This is a genomic window from Mesorhizobium sp. WSM4810, from assembly GCF_055811235.1.
The window spans coordinates 51793-69452 of record NZ_JBVVQV010000025.1; the positions used below are offsets into that span (position 1 = coordinate 51793).

The 17660-nt window shown below is 56.3% G+C and carries 15 protein-coding genes and 1 pseudogene; 13 read left to right on the forward strand and 3 right to left on the reverse strand.

The genetic code is table 11. The features are described 5' to 3' along the window. Nucleotides 1–360: 360 nt before the first annotated feature. The 13 genes and pseudogenes from AC0L3O_RS27610 to AC0L3O_RS27670 form a co-directional block, all read left to right on the forward strand. Nucleotides 361–533: pseudogene (locus AC0L3O_RS27610) on the forward strand (transposase); the annotation flags it as partial. 339 nt (nt 534–872) lie between these two features. After that, the gene (locus AC0L3O_RS27615; protein WP_473617179.1) at nt 873–1022 is read left to right on the forward strand and encodes an ATP-binding protein; all 150 of its coding nucleotides are present in this window, start codon (nt 873–875) and stop codon (nt 1020–1022) included. Between the two features lie 272 nt (nt 1023–1294). Continuing rightward, nucleotides 1295–2686, forward strand: coding sequence for an aminotransferase (locus AC0L3O_RS27620; RefSeq protein WP_473617180.1), 1392 nt, complete (start codon nt 1295–1297; stop codon nt 2684–2686). Nucleotides 2687–2750: 64 nt separating this feature from the next. Next, nucleotides 2751–3923 (forward strand): amidohydrolase, encoded by a 1173-nt coding sequence (locus AC0L3O_RS27625; RefSeq protein ID WP_473617181.1) that lies wholly within the window; start codon nt 2751–2753, stop codon nt 3921–3923. 590 nt (nt 3924–4513) lie between these two features. After that, nucleotides 4514–5530 (forward strand): NAD(P)-dependent oxidoreductase, encoded by a 1017-nt coding sequence (locus AC0L3O_RS27630; RefSeq protein ID WP_473617183.1) that lies wholly within the window; start codon nt 4514–4516, stop codon nt 5528–5530. A gap of 425 nt (nt 5531–5955) precedes the next feature. Then, a complete protein-coding gene (locus tag AC0L3O_RS27635; RefSeq protein ID WP_473617184.1) occupies nt 5956–6798 on the forward strand; it encodes a transporter substrate-binding domain-containing protein in 843 nt (280 codons plus the stop codon). Between the two features lie 57 nt (nt 6799–6855). Beyond that, complete coding sequence (locus tag AC0L3O_RS27640; protein WP_473617186.1) at nt 6856–7830, forward strand: amino acid ABC transporter permease; 975 nt, start codon at nt 6856–6858, stop codon at nt 7828–7830. Nucleotides 7831–7916: 86 nt separating this feature from the next. Then, complete coding sequence (locus AC0L3O_RS27645; RefSeq protein WP_473617187.1) at nt 7917–8660, forward strand: amino acid ABC transporter ATP-binding protein; 744 nt, start codon at nt 7917–7919, stop codon at nt 8658–8660. Between the two features lie 587 nt (nt 8661–9247). Beyond that, nucleotides 9248–10138: an ectoine/hydroxyectoine ABC transporter substrate-binding protein EhuB gene (gene ehuB / locus AC0L3O_RS27650; protein WP_473617188.1), complete on the forward strand. Its 891-nt coding sequence runs from the start codon at nt 9248–9250 to the stop codon at nt 10136–10138. A gap of 75 nt (nt 10139–10213) precedes the next feature. Next, nucleotides 10214–10885, forward strand: a complete 672-nt coding sequence (gene ehuC / locus AC0L3O_RS27655; protein ID WP_473617190.1) for an ectoine/hydroxyectoine ABC transporter permease subunit EhuC — start codon at nt 10214–10216, stop codon at nt 10883–10885. Continuing rightward, nucleotides 10882–11550 (forward strand): ectoine/hydroxyectoine ABC transporter permease subunit EhuD, encoded by a 669-nt coding sequence (gene ehuD / locus AC0L3O_RS27660; protein ID WP_473617191.1) that lies wholly within the window; start codon nt 10882–10884, stop codon nt 11548–11550. The genes ehuC and ehuD overlap by 4 nt, the downstream gene beginning before the upstream one ends. Before the next feature lie 101 nt (nt 11551–11651). Beyond that, nucleotides 11652–12428 carry an ectoine/hydroxyectoine ABC transporter ATP-binding protein EhuA gene (gene ehuA / locus AC0L3O_RS27665; RefSeq protein WP_473617230.1) on the forward strand — a complete coding sequence of 259 codons (777 nt, stop codon included), beginning with the start codon at nt 11652–11654 and terminating at the stop codon, nt 12426–12428. A gap of 124 nt (nt 12429–12552) precedes the next feature. Beyond that, nucleotides 12553–13272 (forward strand): maleate cis-trans isomerase family protein, encoded by a 720-nt coding sequence (locus AC0L3O_RS27670; RefSeq protein WP_473617193.1) that lies wholly within the window; start codon nt 12553–12555, stop codon nt 13270–13272. Nucleotides 13273–13387: 115 nt separating this feature from the next. Here AC0L3O_RS27670 and AC0L3O_RS27675 read toward each other — a convergent pair whose 3' ends face one another. The 3 genes from AC0L3O_RS27675 to AC0L3O_RS27685 all read right to left on the reverse strand — a co-directional run bounded on the left by AC0L3O_RS27675 (nt 13388) and on the right by AC0L3O_RS27685 (nt 17654). After that, the gene (locus tag AC0L3O_RS27675) at nt 13388–14845 is read right to left on the reverse strand and encodes an aldehyde dehydrogenase family protein (protein ID WP_473617194.1); all 1458 of its coding nucleotides are present in this window, start codon (nt 14843–14845) and stop codon (nt 13388–13390) included. A 135-nt stretch (nt 14846–14980) separates the two neighbouring features. Then, entirely contained in the window at nt 14981–16279 is a 1299-nt protein-coding gene (gene ectB, locus AC0L3O_RS27680) for a diaminobutyrate--2-oxoglutarate transaminase (protein ID WP_473617196.1), read from the reverse strand. Between the two features lie 235 nt (nt 16280–16514). After that, on the reverse strand, nt 16515–17654 hold the full coding sequence (locus AC0L3O_RS27685) for a M20 family metallopeptidase (protein ID WP_473617197.1): 1140 nt from the start codon (nt 17652–17654) through the stop codon (nt 16515–16517). Nucleotides 17655–17660 lie beyond the last annotated feature (6 nt).

A 17660-nucleotide genomic window follows, 5' to 3' on the forward strand; every position in this document is an offset into this window, starting at 1 on the left:
TGCGCATCTTTCGCGGGCCTTGCTTCTCTCCGGGATCGGCGCTTTGGCCCTACCCTTAATGGGGGTTCAGGAGAATGAGGCGGAACAATCTCGGACGCGTCCTGATCGTTGTGATGCGACCGGTACTGCAAGCCTCGCAAACTCACCTCATTCATCGTCCTGCGAAGGACGCTTTTCCACCGGCTGGTGGAACCTTATAGGGTGATCCTTGTCACGCTCGCCTCTGCGATTATGTGCATCTCCGTGTTCGACCGTCCCCGACCTGGCTTCGGCTCACCCGGCGCACCCGGGGCCGGTCGAGGGTGGCCGAAGGTCAGCGCAACTCGACTTGCCCTTGACCGGCCACTGCGCGCGCCGGCACGCTTCTCTACCGAACTGTTTGAGCGCTACCAGCGTTCGGAGCGAGCCTTGGTGGCGACGCTGGCGGAGATGTATATGCAAGGGGTCTCGACCCAGAAGGACAAGGCGATCAAGAGCTGTGCGGCCATCTCTTCTCGGCATCGTCGATCTCGGCCATTAAAAAGCGGCTGGAGGGTGCGGCCAGAGTAACCGAGCGATAGCCGAGCCGCTCCGGCGTCCGCTCGCCCTTCGAAGCACCCAGTGCCTCAGCATCTCGGCCTCGAGCACCTCCGGCATCGCACGGATCACTTCATGCAGTCCATCCGATGGTGGCGTTCCTTCCAGCGAATCGGGACGTTGAACATCACCAGCCTGCCAGCCGTCGCTGGATCAGCGCCAAATCCGGGAGTGGCGACCTGCCACTGGATTGACCATGGCGACAGGGGCAAGACACATCTGGCGGTGGCTCTCGGCGCGAGGGACCTGGCAGGACCATAGCGTCGAGTTCGTCACGGCGGCCACGCTCGTGGCCGATGCTTTGCCAAGCCCACGATGACGGTTCACTCGAAAAGCAGCTGACGACCCTGTCGCGGCCGAAACTGTTGATCATCGACGAGTTCGGCTATCTCCCGTTCGAAGCCAATGCCGCGCATCTGTCACATATCAGATGCAATCAGACTTGATGTGAAACCCAAGCCTTCAGGGGAGAACGCTATTGCTGATGTTGGATTTCGGATGGGTATAGCCATCGCTGGACTAAGTTTTCCTTCATCGATTCGTGGGCTACAGGTAGAAACCTGCGAAATTGCGTAGGAATTTGCAGGATTCGTTCTATGCGGTACGGATTTTTCGCTACGTGATCCGAGGCAGTGGTCTACCCTGCGTGAGAAACATTGAACCGGCATTGTTGTAGATATCGGAACTGTCCCGCTGGAACGCAGCTTAGGAATGGCAAATGAATATCATGGAAATCGCGCAGAAAGACCGGAACACCGTTCTGCACCCGTTCACGCATCTTAAGGATTTCGCAACCGGCAAAATGGGTGATCCCACAATCATTGAGACGGGGAAGGGGATACGAATCCAAGATGCCTACGGGAAGCAATTGATCGACGGATTTGCTGGCCTCTATTGCGTCAATGTCGGGTATGGTCGCACCGAGGTCGCAGATGCCATTTCCCGTCAAGCCCACCGGCTTGCATACTATCATTCTTATGCCGCGCATACTACGGACGAACTCGCAATTCTCTCTGATCGTCTGGTGAGGATGGCGCCGGGGACAATGAGCAAGGTGTTTTACGGCATGTCCGGGTCGGACGCCAACGAAACGCAGGCCAAGCTTGTTTGGTACTACAACAACCTCCGTGGCAAGCCCACCAAAAAGAAGATTATCTCACGAGAGCGCGGTTATCACGGCTGCAGTGTGGTATCGGGCTCAATGACCGGGATGAGCTTCTATCACGACCACATGGATCTGCCGCTTCCGCAGATTGCTCACACTGGCGTGCCTCACCACTACTGGGGTGCAACGCCTGGCGAGACTGAGCTTGAGTTTTCAGCACGACGGGCGGAGGAGCTCGATCAGCTTATTGAGCGCCTTGGACCAGACAATGTTGGAGCATTTATCGCTGAGCCGGTGCTCGGCACCGGTGGAATTACGCCTCCGCCAACGGGCTACTGGGAGGCGATTCAGCCAGTGCTTAGAAAGCACGACGTGCTACTTATTGCAGACGAAGTCATTACAGGGTTTGGCCGCACCGGCTCAATGTTCGGATCGCTTCACTACGGCATTGAGCCGGACCTGATCACCGTGGCCAAGGGGCTCACGTCCGCATATTTTCCTCTATCCGCGGCGATCGTAGGCGAAAAGGTATACCGGGTCCTGGAGGACGGGGCTGATCGGGTGGGGGCCTTTTCGCATGGCTATACGTATTCCGGGCATCCAATCGGCGTCGCCGCCGCAAACGCTGTGCTCGACATCGTTGAAAAGGAAGATTTGCCAGGAAATGCCCGGGAGGTGGGGGCGTTCTTTCAAGCGCTGATGCAGGAGAAGTTTTCACAGATTCCTATCGTTGGCGAGGTAAGGGGCGTCGGTCTCATGGCTGCGATCGAGTTTGTCGTTGATCGCGATCACCGCAGGCGTTTCGACCCAGCACTTAAGGTTGGAGCCCGCATTTCGAAAGCAGCGCGCGACAGAGGCTTAATAGCGCGAGCCATGCCGCACGGCGACATCCTTGGCTTCGCGCCTCCGTTGGTGGTGACCAAGTCAGAGATCGAGGAGATTGTTGGAATCGCAGAAGCGGCAGTACGAGCTGTATTGGATGAGCTCGTTAGAGAAAAAGGCTGACGAACCCAGCGCGCCGAGCAGTATACAGTAGAGTTTAAGCCCCATCGTCAGAAAGAGAAGTTCTGTGCCGATCCTCAATCGTGTTGCTGACCTGCATCCGCAAATTGTAGCCTGGCGCCGCGATTTGCATGCTCATCCTGAGCTAGGATTCGACGTCCATCGTACGGCGGCCTTGGTGGAAGGACGCTTGCGTGAGTTTGGGTGCGATGAGGTCGTCGCGGGCGTAGGAAAGACCGGCGTCGTCGGTGTCCTTAAGGGACGGGACCCCACTACAGACGGCAAGCTACAGGTAATTGGGTTGCGGGCCGATATGGATGCCTTGCCTATACCAGAAGAAACCAACCTTCCATATGCCTCACGGCGCGAAGGTCTAATGCATGCATGCGGGCATGACGGCCACACGGCCATGCTCTTAGGCGCGGCCCGTTGTCTTGCCGAAACGCGGGCATTTGCCGGAACGGTGGTTTTCATCTTTGAGCCGGCCGAGGAAATCGGCACAGGGGCGCAGGCGATGCTCGATGATGGGCTGATGGAGCGTTTCGGAATAGAACAGGTCTTTGGCATGCATACCCTGCCGGGCATGCCGGTGGGGTCGTTTGGCATCCGCAGCGGTCCCGTCATGGCGGCAACGGACAGCATCGAAATCAAGATTGAAGGCCGCGGCGGTCATCCGGGAATGCCCCACGAAACTGTGGACGCGATTCTGGTGGCCGCTCAGCTTGTGACGGTGATGCAGCAGATTGTCGCTCAGAACGTCAACCCTTTTGAAGCCGCAGGGATTTCATTTCATGAACTGATCGCTGGCACGCCCCAGAGGGTTATCGCGCATACCGCAAGGCTCTGCGGCAGCATGCGGACGCTGGATCCTGAGGTGCGGGAATTCGTGAAGAGACGCGTTCGGGAAGTTTCGCAAGGCGTTGCCCAGACGACTGGCGCAAGGATCGACGTTGTCATCGAAAACAGCGATGCCATTGTCTTCAATCATACCGTCCCGACGTCGCACGCGTTGAAAGCCGCTGTCCGGATCGTTAGGAAAGACCAGGTGATCGAAACTCCACCCAAGCTTGGTGGAGAGGACTTTTCATACTTGGCGCAGGCGAGACCTGGAGCCTTTATTTGGTGCGGCAATGGAGACAGTGCCGCTTTGCACCACCCAGCTTATGATTTCAATGACGAAGCTGCCCTATTCGGGGCTTCGTATTGGGTAGCTCTCGTCGAGAGCACGCTAGCCGCCTGATTGAATCGCAGACGACATTTTTCGGCCGCCCTGTTGCAGCCGACACCAGCAACCGCTTGAACGAAGAAGGGGCACTGGCCGCGCCAGCAATAGATAGCTTCGGGCAAACGAGTGTTGTGAGCCCAGTCCGCGCGAGAAACTTTGCCGGGATGGCAATAGCGGTGCCAATTGAAGGACATTGACGTGCTTCACTCTCGTCAAGTCTCTTGACCGGCGGCAGAGAGCCGAACGCGATAGGACATAACTTTCAAATACTTCTTGCCGCTGCAGTTCGGCAAACCGCGGATTGGTGGAGGGGCAAATCGACAGCCTATCGGAGCCTCGCGTTGGACGGCGCCGCCCCGTGCATCCCGTCCTGCTTCAGAACCATCCTACTCTATGTCAAAAATCGCCGGATTGCACACGCCAATAGCGAGAATTCGCCGTTTCTCTGCGTAATGGGTCCAAGATTGAGATAATCAAAGCAATTGCCTCTGCTAATTTCCCTACGCAGGCACCGAACAATCCCGCGCAACATTGGCTGGAAGGTTCAATGTGAGGGATGCAAGCTCACGTTGCCATTAATTTGATCCTAAGAAACGGGGTAAGTGATGAAAGTACTACTAACGTGGCAGGCGACGTCATCGGAGATTGATAAGTTCAAACAACGACTGCCAGGCGCCACAATTGTCGCACAGCCCGAGCACAGAACCCTGTCGCGCTTCGATTGTACATTCAAGTCCATCGAGCCGCACCTTGAGGATGCGGACGCGATCGCAGGGTATGTATTTCCGGAAGGTGCGATAGACAGGGTAAATAAGTTGAAGCTCATCGCGTGGATGCACGCAGGCTGCGATGAACTGCCTCTTGCACGGCTTAAAGCCATAAACGTGAAGGTTACCAACAACCGGGACTGCAACAGCGTCGCGGTGGCGGAACACGCTATGGCGATCCTACTTGGGCTCGCAAAAAGATTGCCGATGAAGCATCAGTCGGTGATCGAGGCGCGCACCTTTCCTCTCTTTGAGCCCGACTCCCGATCTTTCATGCTGAATGGGCGCACGCTGGGAATCATTGGTGTCGGCGGCATCGGGGGCCGCGTCGCGAGGCTTGCCAAGGCTTTCAACATGAGAGTGCTGGGAGTTAGACGGCACCCCGCCAAGGGCCCAAATGGAGCGGACGAGGTGTTCGGCATTGAAGAGCTTCACTCAGTCCTTAGCAAATGCGACTATGTGCTGATTAGCACTCCGATAACAAAAGATACCGACCAGTTTTTCGGAGAAGCCGAAGTTGCTGCAATGAAGCAAGGTGCATTCCTGTTGAATATAGCCAGAGGTAATCTTACGCAGGAGGGGCCTCTGTACGATGCACTTGTGTCGGGGAAATTGTCTGGCTACGGCTCGGATGTTTGGTGGACCTACAACAATTGTGTTCCCCCCACATATCACTTCCCGGTGCCATCCCGTACGGGCCTCCACAAAATGCAAAACGTCCTCGGCACCGGCGATCAAGCCTCTAATGCGCAAGATGTACTCGACCTCGCGATCGAGCGCAGTATTGAAAGCCTTTCACAGTTGCAGGATGGAAAGCCTTTGAGCTGGGCGATTGACCTTGACCTCGGATATTAACAGGTCCCTGTAGGAGTCACAATTGCCAGTACTGGCGGCCTCGCCGCCAGTACTGTAGTGGGCTCCGCTTCGGCCCGGGCAGCCTGGCCGCCAAAGTACCGACGATTTCCTCTCGCCACCAAGTGGCCGAACATTCTTCTTGAGGAGCCGTCCCTCAAACCGCCAGCAGCTGGCCGGCGGCCTCTGGTGGCTTTTGTTGCAAAGAGCATCTTGGGCGCATGAAGTCAGCGTCTGAGGCGAAATCTCGCAGGAAAGAGGCGTGACAGGCGGATTTTTCGCCGAGCCGCGCGCGCTCTCCAGTGTACAAATTTTATGTTGGCCGCCGCTTGGGAATGGCACGCTCGCCAACGCCACGTCGCCTACGGAGGGGTGTGTGGATCCCTCCGGTAATGCAAGAATTAACAAGGAAAAAAAGGGAACAAACAATGAAAAATGTAATGAAAGGCACTTTTGTTGTCGCTTCGGCACTGGTACTTGCGGCTGCATTTTCGACAGCGGCAGATGCTGGCAAAGTACTCAACCGTATAACTGCCTCGAAAGCACTTACCGTCGCGGTTGGTACAGACTGGGGAGTTATGTCCCATTTGAACGAGAAGCAGGAACTAGACGGATATGACGTGGAGGTCGCCAAGGAGATCGCAAAACGTCTGGGTATAGAGGCAAAATTCGTTACGCCTGGTTGGGATATCATCGAGACCGGAAATTGGCAGGGTCGTTGGGATATGGCCATGGGACAGATGACGCCTTTGACTGAGCGGGCGAAAAGATTCGATTGGCCAGCCATGTACATATACGAGACACAAGTGGCCGTTGTTCATAAGGACAGCAAGGCAGAGAAAACGTCCGACTTGGAGGGCAAAAAAATCGGTACCCGCGCGGGTACTACTTTGGATATGTACGCCCATCATACTCTTACGGCGGATTGGGTGGGAGCAAAGCCTATACAATTTCAGTTTACGCCTGGAGAGATCGTGGCTTATCCGAGCGCCAACTCAATTTCGCTTGAGGATCTTCGCCTTGGCGACGGCGTCCGTCTCGATGCAGTGCTTACTGAATTAACCACAATCGATGCAGCATTAAAAAGCGGCTACCCATTGAGGGTGCTCAATCCGCCGTTGTGGAACGCGCCGGGTGCTGTCTCCATCGAGAAAGGTGACAAGGAACTTAGCGAGAAAATCGCCGCCGCCGTTACCGGCATGAAGGATGACGGTACCCTATCGAAGCTGTCAATCAAGTGGTACGGAGCGGATTACACCAACCCGAAGTAACGAGATGTGTCAAACGCGGCCCCCAGTTCCAGGGGCCGCGTTCTTGTGGAGGTGTTTATGCTCTACCAGGATACTGTCGAATCGGAAGTCATTGTTCATAAGCCTTGGTTCATATCCATCATTTTTGCGCTATTGCTTATCATTTTTCTCACGATTGACCTTACGGGGACCGCCTTTGGGGGGCTTTTCCGGCCGATTTTCGGTGGCTCTGAGCCAACTGGCTTGTATGGTCGCGTTGTTATTGCGTTAGTAATTGCCCTGGTTTTCAGCATAAACCTTGTGATGATCGGGTTTGCGCCGCTGAAGTTGCAGATCGCCACAGTGTGGTCTGAGTTGTTGGTATTATTTCTAGCGTTCTTTTATTCCTTCAACTTGAGCATGCCTTTTATCTGGCAGAATCTGCCGTTCTTGATCACTCAAGGTGCAGTGACCACGATCTATATCTCGGCAGTTTCTCTCCTATTTGCGTCACTTTTTGCGTTCGTTGGTGCGATCGCCAAGCTCTCCAACAATGGGTTCGCCTATGCCATTGCGAGCTTCTACACCTCTTTCTTTCGCGGCCTCCCCCTTCTTATGCAGGTTTATCTTGTGTATATCGGGCTGCCACAGCTTGGTTACGTGATTAGCGCGGTGCCTGCAGGCGTACTAGCGCTCTCGCTGTGCACCGGTGCTTACATGACCGAAATCTTCCGTTCTGGCATTGCCAGCATCGACCGAGGCCAGTGGGAGGCATCTCGCTCTTTGGGCTTCGGTTTCGCGCTTACACTGCGCAGAATTATCTTGCCCCAAGCGCTGCCTATAATTGTCCCCCCCATCGGCAACACGTTCATCTCGATGCTGAAGGATAGTTCGCTTGTGTCAGTCCTTGGTGTCTGGGAGTTGACTTATCTTGCGCGCTCGCTGGGACAGCCAACATTCCATGTAATGGAGTTGTTAGTCGCGGCATCGGTAATCTACTGGATCATGTCTGCCTTTCTGGAGGTAATCCAAGGCCGGATCGAGCAGCATTTTACGAGGCGAAGAGCGCGATGACTTTATACAACTTAAGTCCTGCGAGCGACGGGGTGTCACAGGCTGTAACTGGTTGTGTCGGTGGACCAACGAGCGAAAGACATGCCGTGTCAAGCGACGCCGTCATCTTAGCGAGAGACGTGGGCAAGTGGTACGGCACGTTTCAGGCCCTCAAGGACGTCAATCTGACTGTGAGAAAAGGCGAACGGATCGTGATTTGTGGCCCGTCCGGGTCCGGCAAATCAACGCTGATCCGTTGCTTCAATCGCCTTGAGGCGCATCAGAGCGGCGAGATCGCCGTAAATGGTATTAGGTTGCACAGCAAGATGCGCAACTTGGCCGAGGTTCGCCAGAGCATTGGAATGGTGTTTCAACATTTCAATCTCTTCCCACATATGACGGTTCTCATGAACTGCATGGCCGCGCCAATGTGGATCAAGGGGGTTCCCGAGGCTGAGGCAAGAAAGATTGCCTTAAGTTTCCTCGAGCGAGTGCGCATCCCTGAACAGGCAGATAAATACCCCGCTCAATTGTCCGGCGGCCAGCAGCAACGCGTTGCGATCGCTCGGTCCCTTTGTATGAAGCCTTCAGTTATGCTTTTTGACGAGCCGACTTCTTCGCTCGATCCCGAGATGGTTTCTGAAGTCCTTGAAACAGTGAGTGGCTTGGCGCGTGACGGGATGACGATGGTATGTGTCACCCACGAGATGGGCTTTGCCCGAGCGGTGGCGGATCGAGTGATTTTCATGGATCGGGGCTCGATTGTCGAGGAGGGTGCTCCGCAGGACTTCTTCACAAACCCCCAGCAGGAGAGAACAAAGCTGTTTCTCAGCCAGATATTGCCGCACTGAGAGTCAGAGGCAAGATATCGACCAAGGGCCAGCGATTTGTGACGCTTATTTCAAGCTAGCCAATATCGGGCAGAGCCTTGCGACTGTTGGACTGTCTACAAAGGACTGTGTAGACAGGCAGCAGAAATGGACTGCGCGCTCAGATGCGTGGTCTCCCGAAGGCGCTTGAATGGCCTGGGAATACGGGAATGCGCCGCGACGTCGAGAGTGAGGGGCTTGCTGCCTCAAGCCTCAAAGCGGAGCGTAATTAACAGCGAGGCAGCCATAGAGGCGCGCTGTCCGGCTGTCGGCATGCACTTTGTTCCGCATTCGAGCGGTGACAGCTCGGTCGTCTTCATCCCTCGCATCGAGACAACGCCGGGCCAAAACTGCAGCGGGGCGCGAGAAAACGCAAATTCAATGCGCCTGTCGCCCTGAAACGGCGGAAATGATCCACCACAGCCTGCTAGGTTTGGGGACGGCACATAGATGCCCAGCGGTTGCGTTACAGCGCGGCTGAAATCACATGGGAACTTCGTGGTAGCCTTGGTCGTACGGAGCCGCACCAGTCCTACAAAGGTCAAGCGAACAAACAATAGGAGTGGTAGATGATCAGAAGCCAGACCAATCAGCGCAAAACAACTGGGTTCCTGCGGCGCACAATTCTGAAAAGGGTGGCTGCCCTCTGCTTGGCCACGCTGGCCTTCACACCTTTCGCGGAGCCCGCGTCGGCGCAATCGCTGATAGAGAAGATCAAGAGCGGTGAGACAATCCGCATCGGTTTTTCCAACGAAATCCCGTGGGCATATCCAGGCCAGAACGGTGAGCCTTTGGGCTTTATCAATGCCATGACCATCGACCTTTTGAAGAAGCTCGGGACCGTTAAGATTGAGCCTGTCGCGACGGAATGGGGCTCGCTTGTGCCTGGACTTCAGGCCGGTCGCTTCGATATCATCACAGGAGGCATGTTTATCCTGCCCGAGCGCTGCCGAAATGTCCTTTTCTCCGAACCGTTGGGTAAGTTTGGGAGCGGCCTGCTTGTGGCAAAGGGTAATCCTGATGATCTGCATTCATATGAGGACGTTCGTGATAAGGGAAAGGTGTTTACCACGGCATCAGGGTGGCTGGCTGTAAAGATAGCCAAGGACATAGGCATCTCCGATGACAAGCTCATGGAGGTTGCGGGCGCCCCTGAGGTTTTGCAAGCCGTGAAGTCAGGTCGCGCGGCTGCCGGCGGTGGCGATTATTTCACCCTGAGGAAGTACACGGAAGAAGATACAAGCGTGGAGCTAGCGGATCCGTTCAAGGACCCGGTCCCACTCGGTTACCCGGCTCTCGCTTTCCTGCCTGGCCAGCAGGACACCGTCGACGCCTTCAACGCCGCGTTGAAAACATATGCAGGGTCAGCCGAAATGATGGAATCGGTCAGGAAATACGGATATACCGAAAAGCAATTGCCCCAGGGCGGCAAGTCTACTGCAGAGCTTTGCAAGGGCTGAGGCCGGCGTTACCGCTAGCGCGAGGATTGGTATGCCTCCCTGGCTTGCACGGGGAGGCTCAGGCGGAGACGCGACATGAATGAATTCGCGCTGAACTTCACAATTTCAGCGCTGGCCCGCGGGTTGCTGGTAACCGTGGTGGTTACCGTGGCGGCTTCACTAGTGGCAGTGATCATGGGACTGATTGTCGGCCTTTGCCGGGTGTCGCCTAGACGCAGCTTGCGCTGGCCGGCCATTGTCTACATCGAGTTCTTTCGCGGCACCTCGCTGCTGGTGCAACTGTACTGGTGGTTTTTCGTACTTCCGATCTTTGGCGTCGCGCTCTCACCCTGGACCGTTGCGATATTCGGGATTGGGGCCTGCGTGTCCAGCTATGGGGCTGAATTGGTCCGAGCAGCTATCCGGGCTGTCGATCGTGGGCAGTACGAGGCTAGCATAGCGCTGAATTTTTCGCACGCCACCATGATGCGCCGGATAATTATGCCGCAGGCAATCCGTGCCATGCTTCCTGCCTGGGGCACCCTCCTCATCGAATTGCTTAAGGGGACGTCGCTTGTGTTCTTCATCACCATAACCGAGTTTACCAGCTCTGCAAAAGGAGCTGCCGATGCGACCGGAAACTACTTGTTCTTCTTCGCCATCGCGTTGTTGGGATATTACCTGGTCGCCCGCGGGCTCATAACGCCTTTCGTTCGATGGCTGGAACGGCACTTCTCGCGAGGTTTTGTCCGGATTATAGCGCCATGAAAATCTGGGATTGGTCCTATGTATGGGATGCTTTCCCCTACCTTTATCGGGGCGGCATCGTTACCGTGCAGGCAACGCTCATCGGGTTCGGGGTCGCTTTGATCCTCGGTCTTGCGATAGCTCTGATCCGCCAGTCATCCAATCGCCTTGTTTCGACCGCGACGACCGAGGTGGTGGAGTTTATCCGCTCGACACCACTGCTTTTACAGGTGTTCTTTGTTTACTACGTCGGCCCCCAGTTCGGGATCGTGATCCCCGCATGGGGTGTTGGCATAGGCGTGCTTGGCATCCATTATGCAGCGTACTGCTCGGAAGTTTACAGGGCCGGTATAGAAAATGTTGAAGGGGGACAATGGGAGGCAAGCGTTGCACTGAATCTTTCTCGGACCCGCACATGGCGCAAGATCATCCTTCCTCAGGCGATTCCCCCAATTGTACCAGGCTTGGGAAACTATTTTATCGGCATGTTCAAGGATACGCCGATCCTAGCTGCCATTGCGATCTTAGAAATGCTCCAACAGGCAAAGAATTTCGGCAGCAACAATTACCGGTACATCGAAGCCATTACGATGGCCGGCGCGTTCTACCTCGTGTTTAGTCTCGTTGCCTCAGCGTTGGTGCATGGGGTGAGCATCTGGCTTAATCGACGCTACCACCTGCAATAGAGGCCCATATGGTTGAGCACAATGTCCGGCTGGCAAAAATGATGACGAGCAGTAAAGTTCTGGACGACTTGGTTCGGCATAAGAACATCGTTGGCGATGCGATGAAGCAGCCCATTGTCCGTTTCGAGAATGTCACTAAGCGGTACGGGGCGCTAACCGTGCTCGACGGTCTCAACCTACACGTGGCCCGCAATGAGAAAGTGTCTATCATTGGGCCGTCGGGTTCTGGGAAAACGACGGTTCTGCGGATGCTCATGACTCTGGAACGAATCAATGGAGGGGTGATCTGGGTAGATGGCGAGCCGCTCACGCACATGGATAAGCACGGCCAACTTGTTCCTGCCAGTGAGCGTCATCTTCGACGTGTACGCGCCAAAATCGGAATGGTCTTCCAGCATTTCAATCTTTTTCCGCATTTGACGGCTGTGGAAAATTGCATAGAGGCGCCTGTCTCGGTTCTTGGGCTTTCCCGCCAGGAGGCTGAAGCCAGAGGCGCTGAACTTCTTGACATGGTGGGGCTTGGTGACAAGAAGAACCATTACCCGATCCAATTGTCTGGCGGCCAGAAACAACGGGTTGCGATCGCCCGCGCGCTGGCAATGCGACCCAAAGTTATGCTGTTTGATGAAGTTACCTCGGCATTGGACCCGGAACTGGTCGGAGAGGTGCTGAATGTAATTCGCAAGTTAGGCGCCGAGCATGATCTCACGATGTTGATGGTCACACACCAGATGGCGTTCGCAAAAGAATTTTCCGACCGGGTGTGCTTTTTCTACGGTGGCAAAATTGCCGAACAGGGCACTCCCGACCAACTGTTTGGCGACCCGCAGAATGAGCGGACCAAGCAGTTTCTCAGTGCTGTGCTGGAAGCACGATAAAGACACGATTTGCCGAGCTCACCAGAGTTACAAGTCACGATCTTATCGAGCTCGGGTGGTGGGCTTATCTCTGCAGCCGCCGCATCCGGTCATCTCGACTCGTATTTGGCTTAGGAGGCCGGTAATGAACAGTTTGCGCATTGGAATCATATATCCATCCGACGGGGCGCTAGATCGAGAGTTCTGGCAATTCGCGCCCTCGATCGCGACGGTCCATGTGACCAGGGTGCGATTTCCAGAGGGGCCGGTCAGCGTGGAAATGTACCGCTCGCAAATCAATGAACCCGATCTTGAGCAAGCAGCAGAGGCACTGCGTCCGATTTCGCCGGCCGCGGTGGCTTACGCCTGCACATCTGTCAGCTTCATTGGTGGGCACGCGGGGGATCGCTCGCTGCTGGAGCGCATCTCGCATGGTGCGAAGGCCCCGACAACTTCGACATCTAGCGCCATCGTGGCTGCGTGTGAGGCTCTCGGCATAACGAAGATTGCGCTCGGAGCGCCTTATCGCGCTGAGGTCACCGAGGAATTCGTCCGCTATCTCAGTGAAGCTGGGCTGGTATCCTTGAGCACCCGGAGCCTGGAATTGGGCGCAAAAATCGGTGATGTCGACGCCGCTGCGGTGATGCATTTGGCCAAGGAAACCGATGTTCCAGACGCTGAAGCCGTGGTGCTCGCGTGTACCGCTCTTCAGACCCAGTCGGCAATTACGTTGCTTGAGCGCATTCTTAAAAAGCCTGTTATTACCGCCAATCAAGCCACTGTCTGGCATGCCTGCAGGATTGCGGGGTACCGTGGCAGTGACGGAGTCGGGCGATTGTGGGGGGCTCAGCTCGCCGAAAAATAGTAGCTGTTTGCTAACTAAGCCATTGCCCGGGACATCGGTGCGGTTCCCAAGTCTTAAGAGGCTTGGTCAGATGTAGGATGCCGCCCCTGCAGCGACATCCCACAGAAAGTGCCCGTCAGCTAGGGCGGGGAGGGGATATTTTGATGCCTACATTCCGCGTCTGAACGTAGCCGTCCAGCGCTTCCATGCCTTTCTCGCGTCCGTAACCCGATTTGTTAATACCGCCGAACGGCGTCTCTACGCCGCTTACAAACCAGCCGTTCACATAGACGTGGCCGGCCCAGAGGCGGTCCGCGGTCCAGAGCGCCTTGTCAATGTCCTGCGTGAAGACTCCTGCAGCCAGGCCCTGGTCGGTCCCGTTCGACAAGTTGACCGCCTCCTCGACGTTGTCGAAGGTGGTAACGGCCAGGACCGGTCCGAATGTTTCTTTGTGGAAGAGGGCACTATTGCTTCGAACGTCAGCAAAAACCGTCGCCGCCATGAAATATCCGTCGCGGTCCACCACGGTAGAGCCCCCGGTAACCAGCTGCGCTCCTTGCTCAGTTGCCGTTTGGCATGCCTGTTCGACGCTGCTCCGCTGCTTTTGCGAAATCAGCGGAGTAATATCGCAGTTGTCTCGGCCGCAGCCCAGTGAGAGCCCTTCTACATAGGCTTTAAGCTTTTGGGTCAATTCATCCGCGATGGTGCGGTCCACCAGGAGCCGCGTGAGGCCATTGCAGTTTTGCCCGGCGTTCATAAAAGTCCCAATCCTGATGGATTCGAGGACCTCATCGAGGTTGGCGTCCGCATGCACAATCGCCGCAGATTTGCCGCCAAGTTCCATGATACAGGGGACGATCCGTTCGGCTGCTGCTCTCAATACGTTTTGTCCGGTTGCCATTGAGCCGGTGAAGACCAGATGGCGGATGTTCGCATTGTCGATAAGGGCTCGGCCTGCAAGATGGCCGTATCCCGTGATTACATTAACCGCGCCGGCAGGCACGCCTGCCACTTCGCAGGCCTCGGCCATCGCTATTCCGGAGAGTGGCGCCAGCTCAGGCGACTTAACGACCACGGAGTTGCCGGTGGCGAGGGCACAAGCAAGGGAACGGGCGGTGAGTTCCAAGGGGAAATTCCAGGGGACGATCTGACCGGAAACGCCGAATGGGCTTCGGATCGTGTAGTCGACCAGATTTGCCCCACGAGGTATCGATCGTCCCTCGTGCTTGTCGGCGAGGCCTCCGTAGTACCGCAGATAGCGTACGGTGGTCTGAACCTCGGACTCTGCAACGTTCAATGCTTTTCCGGTGTCGTCGCAAAGCATCGTCGCAAGTTCGGAGCCACGCGCCTCCAGTGCATCCGCTATGCGGAAGAGCATGCGACCTCGGTCATAGGGGTGCATGTCGATCAGTACGCGCTCCTCGAAGACGCGTTGAGCGGCTTCAACGGCGAGTTCGACATCCTCGCGTCCCGCTTCTGCCACGATCGCGATGGTCTCGCCCGTTGCTGGGTTGTCTACCTCGATGCGCCCACCTATGGAGGAATCGCGCCATTCACCGTCTATATAGTTTTTGAGTACTTCGTCCCGGGCCATGTTTAATCCTTCATGTGTCCGCGTTGAGAACCACCGGGCGCCGGATGGTCGAAGAGGCCGCCCCAAGGCGACCTGTCAGTGAGAAGAGGGGTAGAGACCGAGCAGAGGCATTTTCCGAGGCCGCCGCCCTTCCGGTTAGTTGAACTTGGCTGCCAGGGCACTAATGCTGTCACAGATAATGCCGAGGCCGCGGCCCAAGTCATCTTCGGTGATGGTCAGCGCAGTCATGAACTTGACAACTTCACCATAGGAGCCGGCCGTTTCGATCACCAGTCCGCGGGAAAGAGCTTCTTTGGAGACGGCCGACGCAAACGTGCGATGCTTGTCGCAAACGAGGCCGAACATGAGGCCGCGCCCTCTCACGGTGAGACCGAGCGCTGGGAAGGCCTCGGCGATGGTCTTCAACTCGCCTTCCAGTACCGCAGACTTCCGGGCGATCTCGTCCTGGAACTTGGTGTCCGACCAGAAAACATCGAACGCTGCCTTTGCTGTAACAAACGCAAGGTTGTTGCCCCTGAAGGTGCCAGTGTGCGCGGCCGGTTTCCACACATCGATCTCTGGTCGGATAAGAACGAGCGACATCGGAGTTCCATATGCCGACAGCGACTTGGACAGCGTGATGATATCCGGCACGATGCCCGACCATTCGAAGGCAAAGAATTTGCCCGTGCGGCCAACACCAGCCTGGATCTCGTCGAGGATGAGCAGGATGTCGTGGCGCTTCGTGAGCTCCCGGAGCCGCCTAAGCCACGGCGTGCTTGCAATGTTGATCCCGCCCTCGCCCTGCACCGCCTCGAGGATGACGGCTGCCGGCTTATCCAAGCCGCTATTCGGATCATCGAGAAGCTTTTCGAAGTAATCCAGGGTGTCGATGCCCTCTCCAAGGTAGCCGTCGTAGGGCAGCATCGTGACATTGGCGAGCGAGATGCCGGACGCGGTGCGGAAGTCCTTGTAGCCCGTGGCGGCCAATGCTCCTGCGCTGACGCCATGGAAGCCGTTGGTAAAAGCCGCAACGTTTGATCTCCCAGTGGCCTGGCGCGCGAGCTTCAGAGCCGCCTCGACTGCGTTAGTACCGGTCGGTCCGGGAAACTGCAGCTTGTACTCGAGGCCGCGTGGCTGGAGGATATGCTTTTCGAAGGCTTCGATAAATGCCTTCTTCGCATTCGTGGCGAGATCCAGGCTGTGGACGATGCCGTCGCGCTCTATGTAATCCAGAAGGGCCTGCTTGAACGCAGGGTTGTTATGGCCGTAGTTGAGGGCGCCTGCACCGCCGAAGAAGTCAATGTATTCTCGCCCGTCCGCCGCGATGAGAGTCGTGTTCAAACCTCGGTCAAACAGAACCGGAAATGCCCTCACGTAGCTGCGAACCTCCGATTCGAGCCGGTTAAAAGGTGCGAGGTCTGCATCAGAAGATGGGGTGAATGTCTTGTTCATGGGTGCGAGTTCCTTGTTGACAGCCGGCCTCATCCAGGGATGCCGGAGCACATTTGCTTGCGTCCGTTCGGCATCAGCAAGCTTGACCCGAAAGTAACAGGCGAGCTGACGTCACCCGCACCAAAAACCGGCTTATCTTTCATGAAAGCTGCAAAATATCGTCGTATAGTGCAGGTTTGTTGCATGCTATGCCGCAAGCCCGGTGAAATTCACCAAGCGTTTCCGAATGAAGTGCTCAGAAGTTCAGCATGATCTGCTGGTAGATTTCCACAGCCATATCGAGCTGATTGATCTCAATGAACTCGTTACTCGTGTGAGCCTGCGCCATGCTGCCGGGGCCTATGACAACACAGGGGATGCCGTCCAACTGGCTCGCATCCGTGCCCCAAGGTGCTCCGATATAGCTGCCCGTTCCCGCGACCCTCGCGCATGCTTCGGCTGCGACCATCGCGATCCGACTTCCTTCGGCGCTAGGTGGGGCCGGATCCTCGAGCGCGGGCAGGATTGAGCGAACCTTGATTTTGTCCGGCCCGTTTCGATATCCATCGAAGATGTTTTCGACTTCCTGCAATGCTTGCTGCGGCGCTTCGCCCGGAGTCAATCTGCGGTCAATCCAGATGCGGCACGCTGGTGGAACCGTTGTCAGTTCGATTCCTCCTTCGATGAGGCTAACGGTCAGGGCAGGGGGCCCCACCAGGACATTCTGGCGTTCGCTAAGGACCTTGTTGTGTTCGTCCAGCGCCAGCACAATCTTGGCCATGCCGGTAATCGCGTTGACCCCGAGATGAGGCCGTGACGAGTGAACTGGAATGCCTTCGACTTCAATCTGCCAGCGTACCGACCCTTTGTGGGCGACCACGAGTTCGAGGTTGGTGGGTTCGCCCACAACCGCAGCCTCGTAGGCAACGCCGGAATCCGCCACCGCGCGTGCGCCAACTTTTCTAAACTCTTCGTCGATACTAGCGACCAGCACGATCGTAGCCTTGGGCTTGCGCTCGCGCAAAGTGCTGAGCGCCGTAAGCATGGTTGCCAGCGACCCTTTCGTGTCACAACTCCCGCGACCATAGATCCGACCGTCGCGCACCTCTCCGGAAAACGGGTCTGAGTCCCATTTATCGACGGGAACCGTATCTGTATGCGCGATGAAGAGGATGCGCCGGTTGGGGTCCTGCCCCGGCACCCAAGCTATGAAATTCGGGCGCCCGTCCTTCACGTCCTGCACTTCGAAAGGGAGGTCACGCTCCCGGCAGTACTTCTCAAGGTAGCGGGCCACTTCCATTTCGCCGCTTCCGGTGGCCGCGAGCGAGGGGTTGATGCTCTCGATTCTGGTCAGGTCTTGGACTAGCGTGACCAGCTCTGGATTTGCGGACGACATAAGTGG